Below are 26,896 nucleotides of genomic sequence, written 5' to 3'. Positions count from 1 at the left end.
AAAGATCTTACAATTCTTGCAAGAGATAGCGAAACAGTTCTAAATTCCCTTTTTCTTCATTGACCAAGTATTCTGGATGCCACTGCAAGCCCATAATCCGATGACCGTCTACTGCTTCAATCGCTTCGATGGTGTGATCGCGCGGATCAAAGGCGGTCGCACGGAAATTTGGCGCGAGATCCTTGATACTTTGACGGTGCACGGAATTGATCCGACTAGCCTGACCAAAGAGTTGCTCTACCACACTACCTTTTTTAGTCTGGATAGAATGGGAAGTCCCAAACGGAAGACCTTGCCAATGCCCTTCAATCTCTTGGTTAAGAGTTCCTCCAAAAGCTACATTGATCAACTGAACCCCACGGCAGATTCCTAGAACCGGTTTGTTTTGGCGAACTGCTTCCTTCAGTAGGGCAAGCTCAAATTGATCGCGTTCGATATTGTAATCATCGCTTTCGATCGTTTTTTCTTCGCCATAGAGACTAGGATCGACATTTTGGCCTCCACTTAAGATCAATTTGTCAATCGTCTCAACATAGTCCTTAACCAAGGAAGGATCTCCCATCGGAATAACCATAGGAAGCCCACCTGCTTGACGGATCCCTTCTGCAAATTGACTAGACACGGAGGAATGAAGGTTTTTCCCTTCCGGGTCCACCGGACAGAGATTAGCAGATACTCCAACAATTGTTCTACACATATTCATTCCTCCTTCATTTTAATTACTACTTATCTTACCACCCATTAGTGATCATGTCTAATATGTATTTTTTAAAACCGTGATAGATTTTATTTATCACCCTCACCTTCCTCACAAAACAATTGATGATCATACAAGTTTTTTTACCTATATTATGTTAAAATAGAGAGGAAAATAGAATCGTCCTTCAAGGCACACATTAGGCCGTTTCGAAGGTGCAAGCGCTAGATTCCTAGCCTTGTTGAAAAAATAGACATAGAAATGGAAGATACAATGGAAAAACAAACCGTTGCAGTATTGGGTCCTGGTTCATGGGGAACAGCCCTTTCACAAGTCCTCAATGATAACGGCCATGAAGTCCGCCTCTGGGGAAATATCCAAGAACAAATCGATGAAATCAATACCGCTCATACCAATCAACGCTACTTCAAAGACATCGTTATTAGCGAAGAGATTACTGCTACGACCGATCTGAAAGCAGCTTTGGACGGTGTGGATGCTATCCTTTTTGTCGTTCCTACCAAGGTGACCCGCTTGGTCGCAAAACAAGTCGCTGAAACACTGGATCACCCTGTCATAGTCATGCACGCTTCTAAAGGGCTCGAGCCTGGTACACACGATCGGATTTCTCAAATCCTTGAAGAAGAAATTCCTGCTTCTCTTCGCAGTGAAGTAGTGGTCGTTTCTGGACCGAGTCACGCGGAAGAAACCATCGTACGGGATATCACCCTCATTACAGCAGCCTCAAAAGACTTAGAAGCTGCACGTTATGTTCAAGAACTCTTTAGCAATCACTACTTCCGTCTCTATACCAATACAGATGTTATCGGAGTGGAAACTGCTGGGGCCTTGAAGAATATCATCGCAGTCGGTGCTGGAGCCTTGCACGGTCTTGGTTATGGTGACAATGCCAAAGCAGCCATCATCACACGCGGTCTTGCTGAAATCACGCGCCTTGGCGTTAAGCTCGGAGCTAGCCCATTGACCTATAGCGGTTTGTCTGGGGTCGGTGACTTGATCGTTACCGGAACTTCTGTTCACTCTCGCAACTGGCGAGCCGGGGATGCTCTCGGACGTGGCGAAAAATTGGAAGATATCGAAGCCAACATGGGCATGATTATTGAAGGGATCTCTACGACCAAAGTCGCCCATGAGCTGGCCCAAGAATTGGATGTCTATATGCCGATTACACAGGCCATTTACCAAGTCATCTACGAAGGAAAAGATATCCGCGAAGCTATCCACCACATGATGAGCAACGAATTTAAAGAAGAAAACGAGTGGAAATAAGTCAACCACCCTATCATCAATCCTACCTTTTAGAAAGGAAACTATATGACTAAAGTTAGAAAAGCAGTCATTCCTGCGGCTGGTTTGGGGACACGCTTCCTCCCAGCTACCAAAGCTTTGGCAAAGGAAATGTTGCCAATCGTTGACAAACCTACGATCCAATTCATCGTTGAGGAAGCCCTTAAATCCGGTATTGAAGACATTCTCGTTGTCACTGGTAAATCAAAACGTTCGATCGAAGACCACTTCGACTCAAACTTCGAACTAGAGTATAACCTGAAGGAAAAAGGGAAAGATGATCTTTTAAAACTGGTCGATGAAACTACTGGGATGCGTCTCCACTTCATTCGTCAAAAACATCCTCGTGGACTTGGAGATGCAGTTTTACAAGCTAAAGCTTTTGTTGGAAATGAACCATTCGTCGTGATGCTTGGAGATGACCTCATGGATATCACGGATGATAGAGCCACCACTCTCACCAAGCAATTGATGAATGACTATGACGACACACATGCTTCAACCATTGCAGTCATGAAAGTTCCTCATGAAGATGTTTCTGCTTACGGAGTGATCGCCCCTCAAGGAGAAGGCATCAACGGGCTATACAGTGTTGAAACTTTTGTTGAAAAGCCAGCACCTGAGGAGGCACCGAGCGATCTTGCTATCATCGGGCGTTACCTCTTGACGCCTGAGATCTTTGATATTCTTGAAAATCAAGAACCAGGCGCTGGAAACGAAATTCAATTGACGGATGCGATTGACACCCTCAATAAAACACAACGCGTCTTCGCCCGCGAATTTAAGGGACAGCGCTACGATGTTGGAGACAAGTTTGGCTTTATGAAAACCTCGATCGATTATGCCTTGAAACACCCTCAAGTCAAAAATGATCTTAAACAATATATTATCGAACTCGGAAAAAAATTAGAAGCAGAAAAAACTGTAGACTAATAAAAGGAAGAGAGATTTCATTCTCACTTCCTTTTTTTTTGTTGCATGTTATAAACTGAATCGTTTAATGGTTTCTACGTTTTTTAATGTTGTATCCAAATCCAAAAAGTGTCAACAGAACTCCGCCTACCATCGTCGCGATTGAAATACTTTGTCCGGTGGATGGCAATTTCTTATCATTTTTCTTTTCTTCAATTTTTGCTGCAGACTTATAAACTACACCATAAGTTGAAAAATGAGAGGTTGTAAATGTTACGGCTGACTTATCTTCATTTAGTTGGAATTGGAAGGATTCTAATTGGCCATTTTCACCGATACCATAAACTGCTTCTACTTCTTTTTGGCTATTTACTGGAATTGTCACAACAGTTGGACTAATTTGATGTATTGGATTGTTTTGGTTCGATAATTGAATATTATATGCCTCGTACTCTTTATCGGCTAGTGCTTTGATATCTTTCAAAACTTCAACAAGGAGACTATAACCACCTTGAGCAAAATCAGGGTTTTGCAAGACGATACCTGTTGCCTGGTCTACCAAAATATATGAATTGGTTGGTAAAACTGGGCGACCAACGGTACTTACGCTATTACTGTTTGTAGGAACAATAGTAGTTGTATTACTTGGTGTTGTTCCTTCCTGGCTTGCCTCGGTACTTGGCTCTGTGCTTGCTGTCGTTTCTTCCTGACTTGCCTCAGTACTTGGCTCTGTGCTTGATGTTGTTTCTTCCTGGCTTGACTCAGTACTTGGCTCTGTGCTTGCTGTCGTTTCTTCCTTGCTTGACTCAGTACTTGGCTCTGTGCTTGATGTTGTTTCTTCCTTGCTTGACTCAGTACTTGGCTCTGTGCTTGATGTTGTTTCTTCCTTGCTTGACTCAGTACTTGGCTCTGTTCTTGATGTTGTTTCTTCCTTGCTTGACTCAGTACTTGGCTCTGTGCTTGCTGTCGTTTCTTCCTTGCTTGACTCAGTACTTGGCTCTGTGCTTGATGTTGTTTCTTCCTGGCTTGACTCAGTACTTGACTCAGTTGGATCCTTGTAGTCGTCTGGTAAAGATGCACGATATGGATCATCTGTACGACCTGCTTCTTTAAGAGTTGCAGATAATTCAGACTCATATTGCTTGAATTGTTTGAAGAGACGTTCAGAGCGAGCTAAAGCATCCTCAGTTACCTGATCTTCAGCTGCTTTTGCTGCAGCTTCATCAGCTTTCAAGGCTGCATATTTGCTATCACTAACCTTCTGTTCAATGATCAATTGTTCTTCGAGAGCTTTCCAGTGATTTTGAATCGATTTCCCAAAGAGATCTTGATTATTGATGGCCATTTGGTCAATGTGCCAAACTGTCCAATACCATGAATTCGGATCATAGGTAGCAGTTTGAGGTTTGAAAGCCTTATAGGTATCTTTTACATTTCCATAGAATGGAACATAAGGGGTATTCCGTGAAGGCCCCATGCCGAGCCATACAGTTCCACCAAATGTTTTCGGAAGATTTGGATTGATTTGATAGACATGGGCATCGATCACATTTTCGTTTCCTAAAGCATATTTGTATTGATCTTTTCGAACAGTATCGTTGCTACCATCATCCCCTTGTTTCTTGACACCAATTTGATCATCTGGAACAAAACGACCATTCAAATGTTCAAAACGGTTTCGTTGTAAGGCAAAAGCATCTTCTAAGGTATATTTTTTATTTGGATCGGTTGGTGTGCGGAAGAGTTCGTATTCATCATCTTCATAAGTTACTTTTGCATTTGGGTCCAAAAGAGTGATTCCTGCATAAGTACGTGAACGGTCACCTTCGGCATATTTTTCTGGCCCATAAGATTTAGCAATATGAAAGTTCCCATCTTTATCGGTCTTGTAGTTTCCAGATTCTTTGGCTACTTTTTCGACATCTTTCGAAGCGATCACATTTTCCTTGTCATTCAAATCAACATGACCAAGGTAGTAGGTATTTGCGAAGACAGCATATTTGTCTTCTGGGACTTTTACCGCTACATATTGGTGACCGGAAAGAATTTCCATATACCAGGTTTCATTTTGGTCTGCAAAAACGACAACATTTCCTTCTGCTGACCCTTTTTCTTCAATAACTTTAGCTAAAAATTCAACCCCTTCACGAGCAGACTTAACACGTGGTAATACCACGTCCAACATAGCAGCTTCTGGAATCCCATTTTCTGTTAATGGGTCAGTCTTCAAGACTTTTTTGTTTGGAATTGCTGTAACAGTTGAGGTCATAGAGACGCCGGCTTCGTTAAATCCGTGTTCCCCAAAAGCACCATTACTACCATCTCCACGAGCAGAGTCATAAGTTGCTGTATATTTCATTTCACTAGTAGCATGTGGATAGGTAAAACCATTGGATTCGTCTTCCAGTTGGTCCCCTTCCTTATAATTCTTCGCACCAACAACCACATAGTTCTTGTTGTGCTTGCCACCATTTGGATAGTAAGGGTAGTCTTCTGTCCGACCAAAGAGAGTGGTACCATCCTTAGTCAATTGCCGACCAATGATAAAACCACAACAGGCTTGAACAGCTTGAACTGGTAGGAGCAAAAACGTCATTGCTACCAACGAAAGTTTAAACAACCATTTTTTCATGGCAAATCTCCTTTTTGAATGTCCCTTTTATAAAAAGGGACTACTCCTTATTTTTTATACTCCTAGTCTACCTCTTTTTATTTATTTTTGCAAACGCTTACCAGACTTGTTTTTATTCTATTTTTTCCTAAATTATCTTTCTATTCACTCATTTCTATGAAAATTATATATATTTATTGAGATTTCAAACAATTTTCTGTTAGTTTACGATTGCGCTACATTTTTTAGGAAAAAAGGGAGGCTGTGACAAAAGTCCTAGCCTCTCAATTATTTTTGGATTGTCGAGCAAGACGCAGTGGTTGAGTGGACTCTACTACGCTGATTTCATCAGCTTTTACAGCCCTACTCAACTGTGCGGAGGTGGGACGACGAAATCGAATTCTAACGAATTACCGATTTCTGTCCCACTCTCTCTTAAAATAGATTTAAGATTTTACCTAAGAAATAAAGCAAAAGTAAGAGATAAGATAGGGCTGCACTCATCTGATAGGTTCGGTTCATAAAGCGAGCTTCCCCTCTTACTGGAAAGACATAAGCCAACATCACCCCAGCTACTAAGCCACCGATGTGCCCCGCCATACTGATTCTTGGCATGAAGCTAAAGATCAAATTGACCAGGATCAAGCTGGTATAGGACTGACTTAAGTGGCGAATATAGGGACTTTGGACAATAAAGCGCAAAGCACCAATGGTCCCAAACAGTCCAAAGAGAGCTGTAGAAGCTCCTGCTGCAATCACATCTGGCGTAAAAATAGCGACAAAGACATTGCCCATCATGCCTGATAAGAGATAAAGAGCTAAGAAAGCTTTCGATCCAAAGAGATCTTCTGCCAAACGTCCCAAGTAATAGAGGGTGATCATATTGAGCACAAAATGTTCTAGGCCGATATGAACAAATGTAGCTGTCACTATTCGCCATAACTGGCTAGGATCGGCTTTCACAACCTCTCCAATAATCCCACCGCTATAGTAAATAGCAGCACCCGTTTGGTAGTCGCCTCCAAATCGGATAAACATGGAAAGAAAGACTGCCGTTGTGACGAGCAATAAGAGGCTGGTCACAGGATAACGACGATCAAAGAGTAACTTCATAGACTAACACCTCCTGAACTGCCTGATCAAAAGCATCTGGTTGGAACTCCTTCTGCTGGATGGAATAAATCGTACTAACCGTTTTTCCAGTAAAATCTTCTAAATAACGATCATAATAGCCACCACCATAGCCAATTCGGTAGCCTTTTGACTGGAAGACCACGCCTGGTACATGGATCAGATCAATCTCTGACTGATCCACAAACCTTCCTTTTTCATTGGGCTCCAGCAAACCAAAGCGTGTCTTTTCCAAAATATTAGGATCGTATTCCACAAATTCCATCCGTCCGTGTGGATAGGTACGGGGAACACAGATGCGTTTTCCAAGTTGAAGAGCGGCTTGAATCAAGCTAGCTGTGGAAACTTCATGCTCAAAGGACAGATAGGTCGCAAGGGTCTTTGCCTCCTGAAAAGCTGGTAGCTCCAAGAGGCGCTGAGTCAGCTCTTCATCTGCTTGAGTTTTCACGGATTCTGGCAACTGTTTCATGGCTGCTATGGTTTCTTTTCGTAGTGTTTTCTTCATGCCTACTCCTTTTTCCTAGTTTTTATTGTATCATTTTTTAGCAAAGATCCGAACAGTTTTTACGCGACAAAGAAAAAATCCAACTCCAGACGGAGTTGAATCAATCACTTATTGGTTGGCTTTCATTTTCAAAAATTTACCTATGTTTTCCACAGCAAAGGGAAGAGCTGCTTCATTTGGGCTCATCTTTGGATGGTGCAGGGCATAAGGGGTATCAATCCCCAGCCAGAACATGACACCCGGGACCTTGCTCAAGAGAAAGCCGAAGTCTTCTCCTGTCATCGCAGGCAGGATATCAATCAGGTTCACGTCTTCCTCAGCTGTGAAAAAGTCCATGAGTTCTTTGGCCAATTCTGGTTGGTTTTCCACAGGCAGGTAGCCCCCTTGCTTGAGTTCCAGGTCCAATTTCACATCAAACGCTGCTGCAATTCCTTCTGCAATGGCTTTGACCCGTTTTTGAGTCAAAAGATTCATCTCCATGGTCAAGGTCCGAATGGTCCCATGAAGGAAGGCTGTCTCAGCAATCACATTATTGGTTGTTCCTGCATGCATGGAACCAAAGGTCACCACAGCACCTTCAATCGGATCGACATTTCGACTCACGACTGATTGGACTTGGGTAATGAAGTAAGAGGCTGCTACAAGAGCGTCATTGGCCTCATGTGGAAAGGCAGCATGCCCTCCCTTACCTGTAAAGGTAATCTTGACTTCACAGGTCCCCGCAAAAAGGGTACCCGTATTGGTCGCAATGTCCCCCACCTTCAAATCAGGGCGTACATGCAGACCATAAAATTCATCAGGGATCCAGTCGCCAAAAGCATTGTCCTTATACATGAGCATCCCACCAGCTTCGTTTTCTTCAGCTGGTTGGAAGAGAAAGAGCAGGTTATTTTTGGGTTGCACTTGAACCAGTTGGTCCAAAAGCCCAAGGGCTGTCGTCACGTGCATATCATGACCACAAGCATGCATCCGTCCTTCGTGCTTGGAGGCAAAATCAAGGCCCGTTTGTTCCACAATCGGTAAGCCATCGATATCCGTCCGCCAGCCGATCGTTTTTTCAGGTGCAGACCCATGGAGATAAACCAGGATCCCGGTCCGCCAAGTCCGTTGCTCAACAAAGTCCTTGCCCGCTGTGATCTCTGCGATTCGCTCTAAGAGATAGGCTTGGGTTTCAAATTCTTCCAAACCAATTTCAGGGATCTGGTGCAAATCCCGTCTGATTTTGATTAAATCCAATGTCATAGTCGTCTTCTTTCTATTAGATTAGAATAGAGGCCTTGCGGCCTCTACTATCAATATCTTATAAATTACGCAAGGCGTCTTCGAGTGCTGTTTTTTGTTGTGTTTTTTCATCGATTTCCTTGATGATGCGAGCTGGGACACCAGCTACGACCACATTTTCAGGGACATCTTGAGTAACGATAGCGCCAGCGGCAACGACGGATCCGTTCCCTACTTGAACCCCTTCAATCACAACTGCATTGGCACCGACCAAAACATTGTCACCGATCCGAACAGGCTCAGCAGAAGCTGGCTCAATGACACCCGCAAGCACGGCACCTGCACCGATGTGGCTGTTTTTACCAACTGTTGCACGGCCACCGAGGATAGCCCCCATATCAATCATAGTTCCTGCACCGATTTCAGCGCCAATATTGATGACAGCACCCATCATAACAACCGCATTGTCTTCGATGGTCACTTGGTCACGAATAATAGCACCTGGTTCGATACGCGCATTTAGATAGCGCTTATCCAGCAAGGGAACAGCTGAATTACGGCCATCTTGTTCCACCACATAATCCTTGTTCTCTGTCAAGTTGGCAAGAAGGGGCTCGATATCTTTCCAGTCACCGAACAAAACATTGCCAAGCTTGGTAACAGAAGCAGGAACAGCCGTTGCCAATTCCCCTTCAAAGGTTATTTTCACATTTGTTTTCTTTTCTGCATTTCCAATAAAAGCGATAATTTCTTGAGCAGACATTTTTTGTGCTGTCATAAGATTCTCCATTCATTTCAATTAAAGGTATCCATATTATACCACAAACCCAAAGAGATGAACACCTAAGGTGACGTGCTTGTAGCCGAATCCTCCAGGCCTGTCATTTCACTAATGGTGCGATGACTTTCAAAGTGAATCGTAACTAAATGCGCTTCAGACAGTTTGTAGTAAAAGATTAAGAAGGGCTCTGAACTCATCATATTCGACCAAGAAACACGGCTAGGAATTCCTACGGTATTCACAAGATCTGAATAGCTGGTTCCTATTTTAATATTGGCAAAATCCTCTCTGTTCAAACTGCCATTTTTATTGGCTAATCGCTCACTGTTTAAGTTCTCAACATCAAGAGAAGATAAACGGTCAATACCAATATTTGAAAGTAAAACTGTTACGGAAGAAGGACAGGTTTTCATCCTATCAGACAGGGAGTCCTATACATTTTTTCTCGGCCCTGGAACTCTTGTTCCTCTCAATGAAACTAGACCAGCTTCTGAAATCAAGTAGGTTCGACCCTGGTGGGCCGAAGCTACCTTAATATTCATCCCTTGATCTGCCAATGATTTCTCCCTTCTTATACCAACACCAATTTCTTACCTTTTTTCTTCAATTCCATCACTACTTCTGCCTGGCCTGGTATTTGGTAAGTGGCTAGAAAACCTTCTTCTCCATCCAGCAATTCCCCCCAGACTAAGCGTTGTGGAGTTCCCAACTTATTGATTAGATGGGCTAATTCTGTACCTTTATTTTCTTTTTCAGTAGTGATTTCTTTCTCACTACTTGCCTTCTCGTTTGCATCCAACAAATTCGTCGCATCTACCATCGTCAAGCGATACCCCTGATCTTTCTCTTGTTCAAACCACAAGGTCACACTTTTCTTCCCATGAACTGTTTGCTTAGCTGCATAAGTCAAGACAAGAACAGTTTTATCCCCTTTAGCTGTCTTTGTATAGCGAACTTTTTGAGCTTTTCCCCATTCCGTCACAACAGTTTCCAAGCGTGTTCCTAGTTGCTGACTCTGCTTAAGACGGACTTTCAAATTCGCCACAGCTTCGATGGTCCATTTAAACTGCTTGATTTCTTGTTCCTTGCTGACCAAATTCTTGTAATCCTTTGGCTGGAAATGAGTAAGCGTTTGATCCTCCTTGGTATCGGTTCCCTGCTCTTGCACCTGGATCCTTGCAATCGCAAGTAACAGTCCTAAAACAAAACACAAAAACGGTAGCAAGAGTTCTTTTCGATTCTTTTTCATCCACTCGATCATTTGCTTCACCCCTTCTTCGTCAAACGATACTGACCATTCTGGTCACGTTCAAAGGTCAAAGAGACCAGTCCATCTGTCACCTGATAAGACAAGGCTAAGACTTGCTCGTCCTTTGTAGAGGTCAAACTAAGAGAATTGGGAAGGCCTGATTTGTTCAAGACTTCTTCTACAGACGTTCCCTTTTCCTTTTTTCCATCCAAAGGCTTATAGCCTGCAAAATCTGCCAATTTTAAATTCTTTTTGCTCTGATAGTGAGACGACTTTGGCGCAAATCCTTGAATCGAGCTCACATAAAAGGCATCACCCTGCTTTTGAAATTCTATGGTATAAGGATAGAGCCCCTTCACAGGACTCCCATAACCTAGCTGGACTTGCGCTCCAAAACTCGTATCTTCTTGTGTAAAACTCGCTGCTTTTCCAAATTTTTTGACGAATGCAGACAAAGTCACCCAATTTTTTTGTGTCTTTCCTTCTCCTCTTGCAAGCTCCAATAACAGCAAGTCTTCTAAAGTCGGCGCTTTGGAAGAAGAAGCAACAAATTGCTGGCCGTCTTCATGCATTTGAGACAGGCTCAACAAGCGATCTTTGGGTAAGGTTTTAACCGGATGAATCATAAATACCAGGCAAGCACCAACGACAAAAGCTAGCAAAGCACTTGCAGCTTCTTTGAGGATTTTCTTATGATCTCTGACCCACTCTTTCATTTCTTCCATCCTTTATGCTCTTTCTATTCAAACTCCTTCTATTGTATAGAAAATTAGCGTATTTGTCTCGTCTTATCCGAATTATCCGAAAGAAAGAGGCGCTTGCCTCTTTCTTTTCTTCATTAATTTAGTAGCTGTCTTTACTGCTCAAAAGGAAATCTCCATTTGATTGGCGAATGAAGGTTAAGTCCACATAATCCCCATTTTTCTTTTGGAAATCCATGACCATTTCCACCTTGTCTGAATCATCAGATGTACGGATGCTCAGGCTGACCCCATCACTGTATTTTTCTAAAATCTCTTTGTATGAGGTTCCTCCTGCACCGGTCTCACTGTTTCCAATTTTGAATCCATCTGCGAAGTTATCCTCGACGCTAAGATTTTTCCCAAATTGATTAAATTCAAACTTGACAAGCTGGAATTCTTTTCCTTTCTTAGAGTAGGTCGCTTTGACCTCTTTATTATACGAGCTGTCATCCCAGCTTAAGGTTAATTCGCCATTATCAAATTGAACAGAACTAGCTTTACCATAAGCATCGACTGTTCCTTCAGGAGTCTCCCCACCATCTTTTTCAGTCAAAAACTGAAGCTGCTCGATATCAGATTGCTTCCAGCTGAAATCGGCTTCCGCATCTTCAGAAGTCAATTGCTCCAAATCGATATTGGAAGAAGAAGCAGAATGGTAGCCTGACCAAGAAGCCTGCTTTCTTGATGACGAGGTGCTAGGTCTGGCATGACCAATCAAATAGCCACTGACTCCACCGATGAGAAGACCTACTAAGATCCCAAGAGCAAAACGAATAGCCTTCTTGTCTGCAGTATCCATCGGTCTTCCAACAGGAGGGAGAGGAGCTTGTGGAATATGTGTGCCAGGAACAGGCGCTGTTTGCGGACTAACCGGTCCAGCTACTGTGTTTTGAGGAGCTTGAGGCGCAGGCTGGAATGGAGGAGTCGGTTGAGGAGCAACAACTATATCTGGATTTTCTCCAACAGTTGCTTCATCTGCTTTTGGATGCTCCATAGTTTCTGATATAGCTGGCTCGTCTGCCTCTTCTTTCATTGCTTTCGTCTCCGTCACTGAAAGGCCACTAGCTTCTGGAACGACCCAGTCTTCGGCATCTTCTTTTGGGACAAAGGCTGGCGCAGCCACATCAAAATGCGGTGTCCCATCTAAGGGAGTATCTTTCATAAATTGTTCTTGATCTTTCTCGGACATTTCGAATTCTCCTTTTTATTCTTCTCTTCTACTATAACATAAAACCTAGGAAGGACCAACTCCTGTCTGTTTAGACTGAAAAAGATCGGGGATAGATCGGACCTTTTAGAAACTTCTATTATAATTTCTTGCGAAGGGTGACAATCGCAATCAGATTACCATATGATCGAGAAACATAACTAGATCGTGTTTTTATAATTAATTCCAGGGGACAAAAATATGAGTTTGTTTAGCAAGTGAAAAAACGACCTCTTACGAGATCGTTTTATCTATCGATTAAAGACGAGAGTTGAGTTCTGCTCCAAGTTCTTCAAATCCTGGTTTACCAAGAAGGGCAAACATATTTTTCTTGTAGGCTTCAACACCTGGTTGGTCAAATGGGTTGATCGCATTCAAGTAACCTGAAAGGGCGATAGCCAATTCGAAGAAGTAGATAGTGTAACCAAGAGTGAAGGCATCTTGCTCAGGAAGAGTCACGTACATGTTTGGCACGTCACCGTCAGTGTGGGCAAGAAGAACACCGTCAGTTGCTTTTTTGTTAACGAAGTCAACGTCTTTTCCTTGGAGGTAACCAAGTCCGTCAAGGTCTTCTTCCAAGGTAGGGATGATCACGTTCTTACGCGGTTTGTCAACACGGACAACTGTTTCAAACATGATACGAGTTCCTTCTTGGATAAATTGACCCAATGAGTGCAAGTCTGTTGAAAAGTTAGCTGAAGTTGGGTAAATACCTTTTTGGTCTTTCCCTTCTGACTCACCAGCCAATTGTTTCCACCATTCTGAGAAGTATTGAAGAGATGGCTCGTAGTTTACCAAGATTTCAGTAGCATATCCTTTACGGTAAAGGATGTTACGCACTGCTGCGTATTGGTAAGCTTCGTTTTCAGCAATCTTGTCTGAAGTGTAGTCTTTACGAGCAGCATTCGCACCTTCCATAAGGGCTTTGATATCAGCACCTGATGCAGCAATTGGAAGCAATCCAACTGGCGTCAAGACTGAGAAGCGTCCACCGATATCATCTGGAACTACAAATGTTTCCCAACCATTGGCATCTGCTTCCACTTTTACAGCACCTTTGGCACGGTCAGTTGTTGCGTAGATCCGTTTGTTGGCTTCTTCTTGACCGTATTTCTTCACCAAGAGTTCTTTGAAGACACGGAAAGCGATCGCTGGTTCAGTTGTTGTACCAGATTTAGAAATCACATTTACTGAGAAGTCTTTATCTGAAACGTACTCTACCAAGTCAGCAAGGTAAGTTGATGAGATTGAGTTTCCAGCGTAAAGGATTTGTGGCGCTTTGCGTTCTTCTTTTGTTTGCAAGTTTGCAAAGTGGTGGTTCAAGAAGTCAATAGCTGCTTTCGCACCAAGGTATGATCCACCGATCCCGATAACGACCAAAACATCGCTGTCTGATTTGATTTGTTCAGCAGCTTTCAAGATGCGGTCAAATTCTTCGCGGTCATAATTTTCAGGAAGGTCCAACCAACCTAGGAAGTCACTACCAGCACCTGTTCCTTTACGGATCAATTCATCAGCTGCAGTCACTTGTGGTTGCATGTATTCCACTTCATGTGGGGCAACAAATTTACCCAAAACTTTTGAGTAGTCAAATTTAATATGAGACATGTTATTCCTCCAAATTTTGTTCTTCTCTATGATATCGCTTTACACGGATTTAATCAAGGGAAACCAATCTATAAAACGTTTTCATTTGCTAATTTTTTTATTTTCACAAATCAAGCAACGACGCAATAGCAATCGTTTGCATATTTGCACTATTTTTGGCTAGAAAATAAAAAAAGAAGCTTCTCACGAAACTCTATTTTTTCTCTTTTATTCTTTGGATATCAAAGTCATTTCTACATGACTCTGGTGAGCAATAGCCCTCACGTCGCTTCGATCCTCAGGGTCAATATCTCTAAACTCATCTGCGACTTTCAGTCTTACCTCACTAAGAACTTCATCGGTTTACAGCTTTTTCCCTAACGGGAAAAACTGCATCCATTGCTCTAGGATTCATCTGCGTCCTTTGGACTTGATTCATTTTGCGCTATAGCCCTCACGTCGCTTCGATCCTCAGGGTCAATATCTCTAAACTCATCTGCGACTTTCAGTCTTGATTCGTTAAGAGCTTTTATCGGTTTACAGCTTTTTCCCTAACGGGAAAAACTGCATCCATTGCTCTAGGATTCGTCTGCGTCCCTTGGACTTGATTCATTTTACGCTATAGCCCTCACGTCGCTTCGCTCCTCAGGATCAATATCTCTAAGCTCGGTCGCGCCTTACAGGCTAATTTCATTTACGCTATAGCCCTCACGTCGCTTCGCTCCTCAGGGTCAATATCTCTAAGCTCGGTCGCGCCTTACAGGCTTACCTCACTAAGAGCTATAGAAAAAGAGCACACAGTTCACTTCGCTTAGGGCTGCTGGATTCCTCCCCTGACCCGCTTCACGCAGAACTGTTGCTCCGATAGGTATTATATCATAATTTGTTCGATTTGCAAAGGTCCGGTTTTTATTCTTGTGTTTCGGCCTTGGCTGCGAGTTTGGCTTGTTTTTTTCGTTCTCGACCTTGGCGGAAGAAGGTCTGCATGATGGCTGCACATTCTGCTTCCAAGATTCCTGTTTCTACTTCGACTCGGTGATTGAGGCGTTCATCTGCCAAAATGTCGTAGAGACTACCTGCTCCACCGAACTTCTGATTGGTCGCCCCGTAAATCACCTGGGGAATCCGAGCTAGACCAATGGCACCACTACACATGACACAGGGCTCAATCGTGACAAAAAGCGTCGTATCCAGCAGGCGCCAGCTATTTTCACGCTGATTGGCCTCCTCGATCGCCATGATTTCCGCATGCATGACCGCCCGCTGCAGCTCCTCACGCGCATTATGTCCACGCCCGATAATCTGACCATCCTTGACCAAGACACAGCCAATCGGTATTTCATCATTGGCGAGGGCAATCTCCGCCTCCTTCAGGGCTTCCCTCATAAACATCGCTTTTTCCTCTATCGTGTAGTCCATCTCTTCCTTCTTCCTTTTAGTTTCTTTGTTCATTATACCATAGGCAGCTTACGACTCACAAAAAAAGCCGCCGATTGGGCGACTCTTATGGGAGATTATTATGAAAAAGTTTAGGAGGTTTAAACAAAGTTAGGAGGTCTTTGTTTATGCTTCTAGTATAGCTGGCCTATCTTAAATAAAGCTTAAGTTCTCTGAGTATTGATGATTTTGGAAATATCACCACTTAGAATCTCAAAAATATCTGACAAATTGCTGGCTTACTACTATCCGCTTTGTCGCAGAACCAACTATTGTGGCATCGCTCATCCTTTACGTAACTCAAGGATTTGGTCATAGCGCTCTTCTTCATCAATATGATGGGCTATTTCTAGTACCGTGATCGGCAAAGAAAAGATTAGGTCTCTAACCAGACGACTATTTTTTTCGTCCAAAGCTGATGTCACTTCGTCCGCTAATAAAATATCCTTCTCGCGTAAGAGAAAACGAGCCAACTCTAATCTGACACGCTGACCTCCTGAAATGTTTTCACCATTATTATGAATTTCTACATTCAAAATATCCTGAAATTCATCTATTAAGCCAACTCGGTCCAATACCTCCAATAATTCATGGTCCTGAAAAGGCTGACCAAAAGTTAGATTATAGCGGATAGTATCGTTAAACAGGAAGGGATGCTGGCTAATTAAACCGATATTCCCTTGGAAATGACTCGTTATTTGATTTCCATCATACTGAACGAAAATGTCACCCTCATCACATACTTCTTCTCCTAAAATCAAGCGAAAAAGAGTCGTCTTTCCAGACCCGCTCGGTCCTTTGATTAAGACCTTCTGACCTACTGAAATCGTCGCCGTCAAATCAGAAAAAAGCTGACGTTCAGCAAAACTTTTTGAAATATGATTTAAGCGCAACGATTCGAGATTTTCAACAAATTGATCCTTTGTCTCTTCGAAATCAGGTTCTTCCTCGATAATCTTAAACAGGCGGTTCGCAGTCGGCAAGGCACCTTGGAGATTGGCTGCACTGTACATCAGAGTTTGGATCGGTTCTACCAGCATCCCCGCAGCAACATACATAGAGATGAGGCTTGTAATAGAAATAGAATTTCCCTGTAAACTCAAATAAAAGCCTAAAGCAAGAGGAACAACCTGACTAAAAAAGACCATAAATCCATTAAAGAAAAAAATAATATTATGTGTGAAACAAAATCTTTGGATGGCTTTTTGATATTCTCCGTTTAAATCATTCACGCGCTCTTCATTCAGCCTCATGGCCTGATTAATCCGTAAGGTTTGGCTGCCTTGCATACTATCCGAGACAAGCCCATGTAATTTCGTTCTAAGCTTGGACCAGCTGTCTCCCGAATCTTGTAAACGACGATTCATGATGAACTGAGGAATAGGTCTCATAATCGTAAAAATGACAAAAATAAGTCCTAAGAGAAAATTTTGTGAAACAATATAAATGGCTGTAACAAGGGCGACAAATCCCCAACTCACCATAACATTTATATTTTCCAAATAATTATCGCCCACATATTCCATATCTTGAGTTAGCAGACTAACTTTTTCATCATTGGAAAATTTAGGATTCAATATGACTTTCTTAAATAAAAGGGCACGGACACTTTTGTTGATTTCTCTTCGGAATATATTGTGCGAATAGTTTGAAAACAGCATCAGACTATAAATAACAAGATAGACAGACAAACCAAATAAAACAAAATTGAGAATTTTTCCATAAGAAAGGCCGTTTTGATCTAACTTCAAGGCCTTCGTTAAAATCAGAGGTTGCGCCAACACCAAACCACTATTCACAATACGCCCTAAAAAAATAGGAAAAAGATACTTCTTATCAATGTACTTATAAATATTTCTCATAATTATCATCCATCAAAATAGAGGGCTAGCACAACCCTCTTCTCTAATTTATTTAAAATCGTGATTATTTACAATCACAATTATAGTTAAATACTCTAGGTTTAGCATTCATTTTGTCATCGAATTTGTTATTCACTTTAACCTTCATGATATCTTCCTTTCTAGTCCACATCTAAAATGTCATTATAAGATTTTGACAAAGCGAAAAGTGCTAAATTTTTACGAATTTTTTCCTTCACACTTTTACATAGATACTTTTCGACCTCATACTCACCCTCACTTAAATATTTATTTTTATCAAGATAAGCATGAAACTCTTTCCTAATCACATCATTGCTGTCGACTACTCTATTCAATTCATTCGTAAGAAAAAATGAATGATTGGTTTTAGTATTAAAATACAACGTACCATCATCAGTACTATATTTTAATATATATCGTGACAAATTCATATTATCACCTCTTAATCTGTGTTACTTAACCTACAGTAAGTATACACCGATAGAAATATTGAATCAAGCAATATTCAGCAGATTAGAAAAGTTCCAACTTTTAATATTTTGGAAAAGGTTATCCTATAAAAGCTGCAATTTCGCCAACTTCTTGAGCAATATAGGTGGCGCCGGCTTCTTCCAATTCTTCCCTGCTTCCAAAGCCATAAAGGACACCGATAGAATCAAGCTTTTGCGCTTGAGCGCCAAGCACATCGTGCTCCCTGTCTCCAATCATGATGGTATGCGCCAAATCTGTAATCCCATTTTGCTCCAAGGCATACTGGATAACATCGCTTTTTTTACTACGTTTTCTATCCATGGTCGCACCAGCGACAAAGTCAAAATAATCATACAAACCAAAGTGTTTGAGAATTTGAATGGAAAATTCTTCAGGCTTTGACGTAGCTACAATCAACTGTTTGCCAGCCTGCTTGAGAGAAGCCAGCAAGTCAGGAACGCCTAGATAGACCTCATTTTCATAAAGGCCTTTTTCGGAAAAATACTCATGATAGTAGTCAATGGCCTTTAAACATTCTTCCTTAGAAAATCCATAAAAGCGCTCAAAAGACTCCTGCAAGGGCGGACCGATGAAAACTCTCAATGCTTTCTTGTCTGGCACTTGAATCCCATATTTTCCTAAGGCATAGGCCACCGAGTTGGTAATCCCTAGTTCTGAATTGGTCAAGGTGCCGTCTAGGTCAAATAAAATCGTTTGATACATTTTTTCCTCTTTCTGCTTTCAAAAAGAGGCTGGGACAAAAGTCCTAGCCTCTCAATTGTCTTTGGATTGTCGAGCAAGACGCAGTGGTTGAGTGGGCTCTACTACGCTGATTTCATCAGCTTTTACAGCCCTACTCAACTGTGCGGAGGTGGGACGATGAAATCGAATTCTAACGAATGACCGATTTCTGTCCCACTCTCTTATCTTCATTTGCTTATAAACTAGACCAGACACTTTCAAGGATATTGGTTTGGTCACGATCTGGTCCGACTGAGAAGGTTGAAATGCGCACACCAACCAACTCACCGATACGGCGGACATAGTTACGGGCATTTTCTGGAAGCTCATCCAAGTGACGCACACCGGTGATGTCTTCTGACCAACCTGGCAATTCTTCATAGATTGGTTTGCAACGTTTGAGTTGCTCCAAGCTTGCTGGGTAGTGGTCAATGCGTTCTCCATCCAAGTCGTAAGCCACACAGATTTTCACCGTATCCAAGCCCGACAGAACGTCGATCGAGTTCAAGCTAAGGTTGGTAATTCCTGAGACACGACGGCTATGGCGCATGACAACTGAATCAAACCAACCGACACGACGGGGACGACCGGTTGTTGTCCCATACTCATGGCCGACTTCACGAATCCGATCACCCACTTCATCAAAGAGTTCCGTAGGGAATGGGCCATCTCCGACACGGCTGGTATAGGCTTTACATACACCGACAACCTTGTCGATCTTACTTGGGCCGACACCTGATCCGATGGTCACCCCACCTGCGACTGGGTTTGAAGAGGTTACAAATGGATAGGTTCCTTGGTCGATATCCAACATAACCCCTTGGGCTCCTTCAAAGAGCACGCGCTTGCCGTTATCCAAAGCATCGTTCAAGATGACGGAAGTATCGGTTACATATTGCTTGATTTGTTGACCATATTCATAGTATTCTTCAAAGATATCATCAAATGAAAGAGCCTCTGCATCATAGAGTTTGGTAAATTGACGGTTCTTTTCTTCCAAGTTGATACGAAGACGTTCCGCAAAGACGTCGCGGTCCAAAAGGTCCGCGATCCGGATTCCCACACGCGCAGCCTTGTCCATGTAAGCTGGGCCAATCCCTTTAATCGTCGTCCCGATCTTGTTGTCGCCTTTAGACTCTTCTTGGAGACGGTCCAATTCGATATGGTAAGGAAGGATGACATGGGCACGGTCTGAAATGCGCAAACTGTCTGTTGTCACACCTTCTTCATGAAGATAAGCCAACTCTTTGACCAATGACTTAGGATTGATCACAACCCCATTCCCAATGACAGAAATCTTTTCAGGGAAGAAGATACCTGAAGGAATCAAGTGCAACTTGAACTTTTTGCCGTCGATCACAATGGTGTGACCGGCATTGTCCCCACCTTGGTAGCGAGCAATGACTTCTGCATTGGCTGATAGGAAGTCAGTAATCTTCCCTTTTCCTTCATCACCCCATTGGGTTCCTACTACAACTACTGATGTCATAATTCTTTTTCATATACCATAGATAGGATGCTATCTATGCCTTTCTTCAAACTAAGGGCAGGAGTCTCACCTGCAAGTTTGTCTTACACTCTATTATAAGCAATTTTTGATGTTTTTTCAAGATCCACTCAGCTATCGTTTATTTTTCTCCTTCCTTTTTAAACCAACTTCTCTATGAAACTCGTCTTTTACTTGGAAATGGCTTCTTTCTAGAAATAATGTTCGGGATTTTCTTTTCTTCTTGCCCTTCTTCTGAAACGACTGATTTTCGGAATTCTCCTTGTCCCCACTTTGCTTGATTTGTGCTAAAATAGTAGGTATGGACAAAATTATTAAAACTATCTCAGAAAGTGGCGCTTTTCGTGCCTATGTACTAGACAGTACAGAAACCGTACGAACAGCCCAAGAAAAACATCATACACAAGCTAGCTCCACGGTCGCACTTGGCCGTACCCTCATTGCCAGTCAAATTTTGGCAGCAAACGAGAAAGGAGATACTAAAATTACGGTCAAAGTCCTTGGGACTAGCTCACTCGGAGCCATCATCACCGTGGCAGATACCAAGGGAAATGTTAAAGGCTACGTGCAAAATCCTGGAGTGGATATCAAGAAGACGGCAACTGGTGAAGTCCTGGTGGGACCATTTGTCGGAAACGGAGAATTCCTGGTCATCACTGACTATGGTACGGGAAATCCTTATAACTCCATGACCCCTCTTGTAACCGGTGAAATCGGAGAAGACCTGGCCTTTTATCTGACGGAAAGCCAACAAACACCTTCTGCAGTTGGACTCAATGTCCTGTTGGATGACGAAGACAAGGTCAAGGTGGCTGGTGGTTTCTTGCTCCAGGTTTTGCCAAATGCCAAGGAAGAAGAAATCGCGCGCTTTGAAAAACGCATCCAAGAAATGCCTGCTATTTCAACACTTTTGGAATCTGAAGACCATATTGAAGCCCTTCTTGCTGCTATCTATGGGGATGAACCTTTCAAACGCCTCTCTGAAGAAGAACTTCGCTTCCAGTGCGACTGCAGCCGTGAGCGCTTTTTGAACGCTTTAGCAAGTCTGCCAGCTAGTGATCTAAAAGAGATGAAAGATGAAGATCACGGTGCAGAGATTACCTGCCAATTCTGCCAAACACACTACCACTTTGACGAAAATGACTTGGAGGAACTCATTCGTGACAAATCTTAATACGCCATTTATGATCGGGGATGTCGAAATCCCTAACCGTACTGTCCTAGCCCCAATGGCCGGAGTGACTAATTCAGCTTTCCGGACCATTGCCAAAGAACTGGGGGCGGGGCTCGTTGTGATGGAAATGGTCTCTGACAAGGGAATCCAGTACAACAATGAAAAGACGCTTCACATGCTCCATATCGATGAAGGAGAAAATCCTGTATCGATCCAACTCTTTGGAAGTGACGAAGATAGCCTCGCTCGCGCAGCTGAATTTATCCAAGAAAATACCAAGACCGATATCGTCGATATCAACATGGGCTGCCCGGTGAATAAAATCGTCAAGAACGAGGCTGGTGCTATGTGGCTCAAGGACCCAGACAAGATCTACTCCATCATCAATAAGGTTCAATCTGTCCTTGATATCCCATTGACGGTCAAGATGCGGACGGGTTGGTCGGATCCTTCCCTCGCAGTTGAGAACGCCCTCGCTGCTGAAGCTGCAGGTGTCTCTGCCCTCGCCATGCATGGACGGACTCGGGAGCAAATGTATACGGGTCATGCGGACCTTGAGACCCTTCACAAGGTTGCACAAGCTCTGACCAAGATTCCATTTATCGCAAACGGAGATATCCGTACAGTTCAAGATGCCAAACAACGAATCGAAGAAGTCGGTGCTGATGCGGTCATGATTGGCCGCGCTGCTATGGGCAATCCTTATCTCTTCAACCAAATCAACCACTACTTTGAAACAGGAGAAATCCTGCCTGATTTGACTTTTGAAGACAAGATGAAGATCGCTTACGAACACTTGAAACGCTTGATCGATCTCAAAGGTGAGCACATTGCCGTTCGTGAATTCCGTGGCCTCGCCCCTCACTACCTCCGTGGTACCTCAGGTGCAGCCAAACTCCGTGGCGCCATCTCCCAAGCCAGCACTCTGGCTGAGATTGAAGAACTCTTACAATTAAAAGCATAGAAACACAAAAAGAAGGACCTCATGTGAGGTCCTGTTTTTATAGATTGTCTGTTTGCAGGCCAAGTTGTTTAACTCTTGCAGTATAGTAGGTCATGATCAAAAAGAGGTTGGCTGTGATCAGCCAGATGGCCCATTGGTGAATGAAATGCATGAGGATGGCGACGCTAATCGCTCCTGCAACAAAGCTTCCAACAACAATCCCGTAATTCATGGCCTGACGCCGATACTCGTCCAAATCTCCCTTTCCTCGAGTGACTCGGTACAAAGCCGTCAGCATCTTGCGGTAATTGCCGGAAGTCATAAAGATCACATAAGGGTGGTTTTCAATCAAGCTTCCTGTAAAGGTCAACATCATCATCCCTGTCCCAAAAGCAATAAAGGGAACTTCTACAGGTGGTATGACAGACACCAAGGGAATCAGGAGTGTCACCACAAACAAAGGAATCAACATCTTGGTCCGCCAAAAGGCTGTCTTGCGATACTCTTTGATATGGAGGGCAACCACAAAGCCGATCGAGAAAAATAAAATAGATGAAAAACGCATGATGGTATTTTCGACATGGGGATCGTGCCAATCAGCGATGAGAAGCAGTAGATTCCCCGTTTGGGTCGCGACCAAACTCCGGTAGTGCATGTGGCAAAAGACATCGAGGCCCCCTCCGATAAAACCAAGCAGGGCCCCCATCAGTCGTGTATTTTGTGGTAAAATTATTTTTTCTTCCATAGTCTTGTCTCTTTTGATCTCAATTATGTTTATTATACCACTTTGCACACAAGTGGAGCAGGAAAAATCAGAAAAAGCCCTCCAGCTGCTAAAAGTAAGGGAGGGCTGGTAGAATGAACCCCGCTCGATCTACTGTTTTAAGCGATAAGTCTTGCGTGGTTTTTTCTTAGGTACCCGCTTGACACCCACTTCTTCCACGAATTCTCCGAATTTTACGAGGAAGTTATTGCTAACGATGGGACGTCCAGGATTAATCAGATTAACCAACTCAGTTGCTTCATAAACGGTGAAGGGCTCCTCTAATAGATAGAGGAAGGTTGGATTCCAGTCCAGACGCCCCTGAATCCGCTTGATTGATTCTTGAATAATCTGGTAGTGGTCAAAGGCAAAATCAGAAGCAGCTAAGGGTTCTCCATCGAGCAAACACTGGGATTTTTTGAAATCGACATCGAGAAAAACGACTTCCTTGGCATCGTCACCTGCATGGGCTAAGTCTACTGCTTCTGCTGGCAGATAGACCAGATGGGCAATGGTAATGACCCAGCCTCTGGGATCGCGCCCAGGGGTGGAAACGGTCATGAGCTGTTCCACCTTATTCACTGGAAGATCGAGCCCGACTTCTTCTTTAACTTCTCGGATGCAGGCATGGGTCGCATCTTCATCCTTGTTCACAAAGCCCCCCACCAAGGCGAGGCGGTGTTGATAAGGGTGGGCCTTGCGGCGAATAGCTAAGAGCTTGAGCTTTCCTTCAACAAAACAGTAAGCTACCATGTCCGCTGTGACACTGGGGGTTTCATAAGTCGGCAGGTCTTGCTCCTTGTACCACTTGAGAAAGTCCGCTTCACTAGCGACCGTCTCAAAATACTCTTTCTCCGTCATTCCTGCTGGAATCGAGAGACTTGCCATCTAAGCCACCTCCTTCTTGAGGGCTTTGGTCCATTGGTACCAGCCCACTAAACTATTGAGCGTGTAGACCCAGTACATTCCTTGAATGTGAAGACTCTGATCCCACCAGAGATAGATACTAAAGACGTTGGTCGCAATCCAGAAGATCCATTGCTCCCGGTAAAGGCGGGTCATTAGGAGCTGACCGACCCCATTGGTCGCATCGGTGATACTATCGCGGAAAGGGCGAGCGCTATGGATGCTCTGATATGCAAAGCCCATACCGATCCAAATCACAGCACACAAGGCCAAGTAGCGCATCCACTCGATTAAGTTCAATTTCTTGGCTTCAAAGTGAGATTCTTCGACCTTACCTTGATCATTGATCCGATTAGAGAGCCAGACATAAAGGCCGATCGGTTGCATGATGAAGAAATAAAGAGTTGTCAGAACTTCCCCGTAGAAGTTCTTATTGAGGGCTAAAACGAGGTAGATCGCTGAATTCACTGCTCCAAAAAGGTAGTTACTAGCACGCCCTTCTGCAACCAGGATGACGCAGACAATGCCTGTCCAAGAGGCAAACAGTCCCAGCCAATCATGCTGTCCTGTACGATTGGTCCATTCTAAGAAGAAGGGAACGCTGGAAAGAAGCAGGAGATAGATCCATTGAAAGGCTGTACGTCCCACAAAAAGGTCCTCCCATAGAAGTTTCATAATATTGACAAAGCCTTGCTTTTTCGCTTCTTGGTGAACATTTCTAAAGTCTTGGCTAAAAGTTGCGAATTTTTGAGATAGGTTTTTCATAAGCTGCTCCTTAGTCGGCTTGGTAAATGGCATCGATCACCTTCTTGGCTTCTTCGTAGTTGCCGAGGTAGTCTGATGCGAGGAAAGTGGTCGGAATGTTCCCTAGGTATTGCTGACGCAATTGGTCTAGGTAATTTGAAAAGCTGGTGCGGATCTCTTCGTCAGCCATAGTCATGTCTCGGAAACCATCATTGACATAAGAGCCGATCGGCTGGACAAAGAGGATCAAATCCCATTTTTCTTTGGACAGAATACTGACAAAGAGGTTGTCGAAGGTATCGGTCATGCCGGTATCCTGGCCTTCGACCTCCATGTAGTAGTCGTAATAACCCTTGGTTACCAGGGAATTGGTATCGGCGATGACAAGACCTCGATTGGCACTACTATCGATGAGCTTGGAGGTTTGATCATACTGTACTAAGAGTAGGTAATAGTAATCTTTGGGCGTGAGCTCATCATCGCGAACATTGTTTTTTATCTGGTATTCACGGGCATACTCCAGACTAACAGGTGCATCGTAAAAGCGAGCCAAGTCCTTTGCAAGGGTCGTTTTCCCGTTGCTGGCGCTCCCCATGATCAAGACTTTTTTCGTGAACTGGCGACGGAAGGGCTGAGCGATGTATTTCCAGTATTTGCTTGGATTTTCCCGGATCATGGTAGCAGAGATTCCGAAGCGACGCTCTTCTAAGTGAACTTCAAACCCTCTCGCTTCCAACTCTTCCTTATAAGCTTTCTCCCCTACATAAAAGATCAACTCTTCTGTCTCTGTTTGATACTGGATGGTGTCTAGGGCTGTTTGTAACCAAGGCTCCCAGCCCAAAGGATAACGAGGAAGTTCTGTCTCATCTAACTTATAGACTTGGGTCAATTCATCATTTGAGAAGGCTTCGCGGATATAACGGAAGCGTTTTTGTAAAGTCAGTCCCACTTCTTCACCACGGTCCCCTTCATAACCGGAAACGATGACACGAACGCGATCACACTGACGCTTGGCCCGCTGGATCAGGTCAATATGCCCTTGATGAAGAGGCGCAAAGGTTCCAAAAACCAGGGCAATTCTTTCTTTTTTCATATGAACTCCTTTTTATAATTTTTTATAAATAGATTTTCTTTATGTTTTTATTATAAACTATATTTTCTGTCTGTCAATAGTTTTTTATAAAAAAATATATTTTTCTACAAATCAACAAAAAAATCTGAAAAGAGAAGCTTCTCCTTTCAGATCTTTCGAATCTTATTCACGAGTGAGGGAGTGGCTGACACCGTCTTTCAGAACTGTCACACTAGATACAGAGCCATCTTTTCCAACTACAATATCCAAAGTCGCTGCAGAGCCATCTCCTGCCGAGAGATTAGCATGGTAATGACCATCATCCAAGGTATAGTTATACCCGCTGATACCATAGGCTACGGGTTGGCCCCCAGGAAGTTGGATAGTCACTTGACCACCTTGGCCAATAGTGACTCCAGTGTCGCGCTTGTCAGACCAATTCCCAGCTGCTGCAGAGAAATCCCCTGCTGCTACAGAATAGACTCCCTTGTATTGGGCATTCTCCGTAGCAGAGGCTTGTTGCTTAGCCTGGGCATGACCATCTTCTAGACTTGGCAATTTTGCTTTCGCTGGTGTTGCTGGAGCAGCTACTTCTTTTGTTGCCGATGCTCCTGGTGTCTCTGCTTTTGCTGGAGCAGGAGTTTGACTAGCTGCATCTCGGTTGGTCTTGCTACCAACGCTATGGTTTTCTTCTGATTTGCTATCAGAGGACGAAGAGGCAATCGGATCCTTACTAGTAATTACTTTTTTCTTAGAAGAGGAGCTGGTTTGTTTGACTTGACTAGTCTTTGAACTGCTTGCTTCTGAAGTTTTTTCTTCTTTATTCCCGCCACAAGCTCCTAGGAAAAGAGTAGCTGTCAGGGCCAGGGCTGCTAAGGAAATGATTTTTTTGTTTTTCATAACAGAACCTCTATTTGTAATATTTGTAATATTTTGTAACACTATTGTAACACTGCTGTGTGAGGCTGTCAATAGTTTCTCAAATAAAAAAGTGAAAGTTGTAAGAAGTTTTAGGTAAGTTCCTACACTTTAGCAGAAAATAAGTCGGACAAACTGTCCAGCTTTTCTTATTTATACACTTCTTGATAGAATTCGATCTTATCCCCTTTTTTAACGGTTGTTTCAGCAGCACCTTTTGGAGCCATTTCACCATTGATCTTGTACATCCAGTAAAGGCCTTTGGATTCATCTTGGCTGTGACCGTCAATCGAGGTGATCAGGCCATTTTTTTCTTCAATCTTGTAGTTGTCTTTGAGCACTTTCATAAGGTTGCTCTCTTCTGCTACTTTCAAGGTTTTTGATT

General features: G+C 43.3%; 26 protein-coding genes and 1 other RNA gene. 4 read left to right on the top strand and 23 right to left on the bottom strand.

Annotated elements, in window-relative coordinates; translation table 11 throughout:
* Positions 1 to 7: 7 nt before the first annotated feature.
* Positions 8 to 697, bottom strand: coding sequence for a gamma-glutamyl-gamma-aminobutyrate hydrolase family protein (locus O3602_RS09965; RefSeq protein WP_003012927.1), 690 nt, complete (start codon positions 695 to 697; stop codon positions 8 to 10).
* Positions 698 to 970: 273 nt separating this feature from the next.
* Between O3602_RS09965 and O3602_RS09960 the strand changes: the two genes are divergently transcribed.
* Together O3602_RS09960 and galU are read left to right on the top strand one after the other, a co-directional pair.
* A complete protein-coding gene (locus O3602_RS09960; RefSeq protein WP_003012829.1) occupies positions 971 to 1,987 on the top strand; it encodes an NAD(P)H-dependent glycerol-3-phosphate dehydrogenase in 1,017 nt (338 codons plus the stop codon).
* Between the two features lie 45 nt (positions 1,988 to 2,032).
* Entirely contained in the window at positions 2,033 to 2,938 is a 906-nt protein-coding gene (gene galU / locus O3602_RS09955) for a UTP--glucose-1-phosphate uridylyltransferase GalU (RefSeq protein ID WP_003012906.1), read from the top strand.
* A 64-nt stretch (positions 2,939 to 3,002) separates the two neighbouring features.
* Here the strand turns inward: galU and O3602_RS09950 are convergent, their stop codons facing one another.
* From O3602_RS09950 to O3602_RS09875, 16 genes are all read right to left on the bottom strand, one after another.
* Positions 3,003 to 5,549, bottom strand: a complete 2,547-nt coding sequence (locus tag O3602_RS09950; protein ID WP_371611622.1) for a C69 family dipeptidase — start codon at positions 5,547 to 5,549, stop codon at positions 3,003 to 3,005.
* Between the two features lie 414 nt (positions 5,550 to 5,963).
* Positions 5,964 to 6,641 carry a rhomboid family intramembrane serine protease gene (locus tag O3602_RS09945; RefSeq protein WP_003012847.1) on the bottom strand — a complete coding sequence of 226 codons (678 nt, stop codon included), beginning with the start codon at positions 6,639 to 6,641 and terminating at the stop codon, positions 5,964 to 5,966.
* A complete protein-coding gene (locus O3602_RS09940) occupies positions 6,625 to 7,164 on the bottom strand; it encodes a 5-formyltetrahydrofolate cyclo-ligase (RefSeq protein ID WP_003012768.1) in 540 nt (179 codons plus the stop codon). The genes O3602_RS09945 and O3602_RS09940 overlap by 17 nt, the downstream gene beginning before the upstream one ends.
* Positions 7,165 to 7,272: 108 nt before the next feature.
* Entirely contained in the window at positions 7,273 to 8,406 is a 1,134-nt protein-coding gene (locus tag O3602_RS09935) for an N-acetyldiaminopimelate deacetylase (RefSeq protein ID WP_371611621.1), read from the bottom strand.
* Positions 8,407 to 8,464: 58 nt separating this feature from the next.
* Positions 8,465 to 9,163, bottom strand: coding sequence for a 2,3,4,5-tetrahydropyridine-2,6-dicarboxylate N-acetyltransferase (gene dapD / locus O3602_RS09930; RefSeq protein WP_003012831.1), 699 nt, complete (start codon positions 9,161 to 9,163; stop codon positions 8,465 to 8,467).
* A gap of 65 nt (positions 9,164 to 9,228) precedes the next feature.
* The gene (locus tag O3602_RS09925; protein ID WP_050807267.1) at positions 9,229 to 9,579 is read right to left on the bottom strand and encodes a hypothetical protein; all 351 of its coding nucleotides are present in this window, start codon (positions 9,577 to 9,579) and stop codon (positions 9,229 to 9,231) included.
* A 158-nt stretch (positions 9,580 to 9,737) separates the two neighbouring features.
* On the bottom strand, positions 9,738 to 10,427 hold the full coding sequence (locus O3602_RS09920) for a hypothetical protein (protein WP_003012907.1): 690 nt from the start codon (positions 10,425 to 10,427) through the stop codon (positions 9,738 to 9,740).
* Between the two features lie 5 nt (positions 10,428 to 10,432).
* Positions 10,433 to 11,140, bottom strand: a complete 708-nt coding sequence (locus tag O3602_RS09915; protein WP_003012788.1) for a hypothetical protein — start codon at positions 11,138 to 11,140, stop codon at positions 10,433 to 10,435.
* A 118-nt stretch (positions 11,141 to 11,258) separates the two neighbouring features.
* On the bottom strand, positions 11,259 to 12,347 hold the full coding sequence (locus O3602_RS09910) for a hypothetical protein (RefSeq protein WP_371611620.1): 1,089 nt from the start codon (positions 12,345 to 12,347) through the stop codon (positions 11,259 to 11,261).
* Between the two features lie 276 nt (positions 12,348 to 12,623).
* Complete coding sequence (locus O3602_RS09905; protein ID WP_371611619.1) at positions 12,624 to 13,973, bottom strand: glucose-6-phosphate isomerase; 1,350 nt, start codon at positions 13,971 to 13,973, stop codon at positions 12,624 to 12,626.
* Positions 13,974 to 14,727: 754 nt separating this feature from the next.
* Positions 14,728 to 14,822, bottom strand: an RNA gene (ffs, locus tag O3602_RS09900) — signal recognition particle sRNA small type.
* Positions 14,823 to 14,861: 39 nt separating this feature from the next.
* Positions 14,862 to 15,371 (bottom strand): tRNA adenosine(34) deaminase TadA, encoded by a 510-nt coding sequence (tadA, locus tag O3602_RS09895; protein ID WP_003016809.1) that lies wholly within the window; start codon positions 15,369 to 15,371, stop codon positions 14,862 to 14,864.
* Between the two features lie 302 nt (positions 15,372 to 15,673).
* The gene (locus O3602_RS09890; RefSeq protein ID WP_003012890.1) at positions 15,674 to 17,251 is read right to left on the bottom strand and encodes an ABC transporter ATP-binding protein; all 1,578 of its coding nucleotides are present in this window, start codon (positions 17,249 to 17,251) and stop codon (positions 15,674 to 15,676) included.
* A 161-nt stretch (positions 17,252 to 17,412) separates the two neighbouring features.
* Positions 17,413 to 17,703 (bottom strand): hypothetical protein, encoded by a 291-nt coding sequence (locus O3602_RS09885; RefSeq protein ID WP_024055403.1) that lies wholly within the window; start codon positions 17,701 to 17,703, stop codon positions 17,413 to 17,415.
* Between the two features lie 118 nt (positions 17,704 to 17,821).
* Complete coding sequence (locus O3602_RS09880; RefSeq protein ID WP_003002091.1) at positions 17,822 to 18,466, bottom strand: HAD family hydrolase; 645 nt, start codon at positions 18,464 to 18,466, stop codon at positions 17,822 to 17,824.
* A gap of 214 nt (positions 18,467 to 18,680) precedes the next feature.
* The gene (locus tag O3602_RS09875) at positions 18,681 to 19,973 is read right to left on the bottom strand and encodes an adenylosuccinate synthase (RefSeq protein ID WP_155172699.1); all 1,293 of its coding nucleotides are present in this window, start codon (positions 19,971 to 19,973) and stop codon (positions 18,681 to 18,683) included.
* Between the two features lie 319 nt (positions 19,974 to 20,292).
* Between O3602_RS09875 and hslO the strand changes: the two genes are divergently transcribed.
* Both hslO and dusB read left to right on the top strand, forming a co-directional pair.
* Complete coding sequence (gene hslO / locus O3602_RS09870; protein ID WP_014714025.1) at positions 20,293 to 21,165, top strand: Hsp33 family molecular chaperone HslO; 873 nt, start codon at positions 20,293 to 20,295, stop codon at positions 21,163 to 21,165.
* A complete protein-coding gene (gene dusB / locus O3602_RS09865; protein ID WP_003012894.1) occupies positions 21,152 to 22,129 on the top strand; it encodes a tRNA dihydrouridine synthase DusB in 978 nt (325 codons plus the stop codon). The genes hslO and dusB overlap by 14 nt, the downstream gene beginning before the upstream one ends.
* 37 nt (positions 22,130 to 22,166) lie before the next feature.
* Here dusB and O3602_RS09860 read toward each other — a convergent pair whose 3' ends face one another.
* The 6 genes from O3602_RS09860 to O3602_RS09835 form a co-directional block, all read right to left on the bottom strand.
* Positions 22,167 to 22,853, bottom strand: coding sequence for a YoaK family protein (locus O3602_RS09860; protein WP_371611618.1), 687 nt, complete (start codon positions 22,851 to 22,853; stop codon positions 22,167 to 22,169).
* 129 nt (positions 22,854 to 22,982) lie between these two features.
* Positions 22,983 to 23,759 carry an NUDIX hydrolase gene (locus O3602_RS09855; protein WP_003009015.1) on the bottom strand — a complete coding sequence of 259 codons (777 nt, stop codon included), beginning with the start codon at positions 23,757 to 23,759 and terminating at the stop codon, positions 22,983 to 22,985.
* Positions 23,760 to 24,542, bottom strand: a complete 783-nt coding sequence (gene pnuC / locus O3602_RS09850) for a nicotinamide riboside transporter PnuC (RefSeq protein ID WP_371611617.1) — start codon at positions 24,540 to 24,542, stop codon at positions 23,760 to 23,762. It abuts the gene before it with no gap.
* A 10-nt stretch (positions 24,543 to 24,552) separates the two neighbouring features.
* A complete protein-coding gene (locus O3602_RS09845) occupies positions 24,553 to 25,614 on the bottom strand; it encodes an AAA family ATPase (RefSeq protein ID WP_371611616.1) in 1,062 nt (353 codons plus the stop codon).
* Positions 25,615 to 25,776: 162 nt separating this feature from the next.
* Positions 25,777 to 26,493: a hypothetical protein gene (locus O3602_RS09840; protein ID WP_371611615.1), complete on the bottom strand. Its 717-nt coding sequence runs from the start codon at positions 26,491 to 26,493 to the stop codon at positions 25,777 to 25,779.
* Between the two features lie 167 nt (positions 26,494 to 26,660).
* Positions 26,661 to 26,896, bottom strand: a 236-nt coding sequence (locus tag O3602_RS09835; protein ID WP_371611614.1) for a DUF4430 domain-containing protein, incomplete at its 5' end; no start/stop codon positions are given.

Origin of the sequence: Streptococcus sp. 27098_8_186 (genome assembly GCF_041432055.1) — a bacterium.
Lineage (GTDB): Bacteria > Bacillota > Bacilli > Lactobacillales > Streptococcaceae > Streptococcus > Streptococcus dentalis.
Note: the sequence above shows the minus strand (reverse complement) of the source record. Positions and strands in the feature narration are given on the sequence as shown.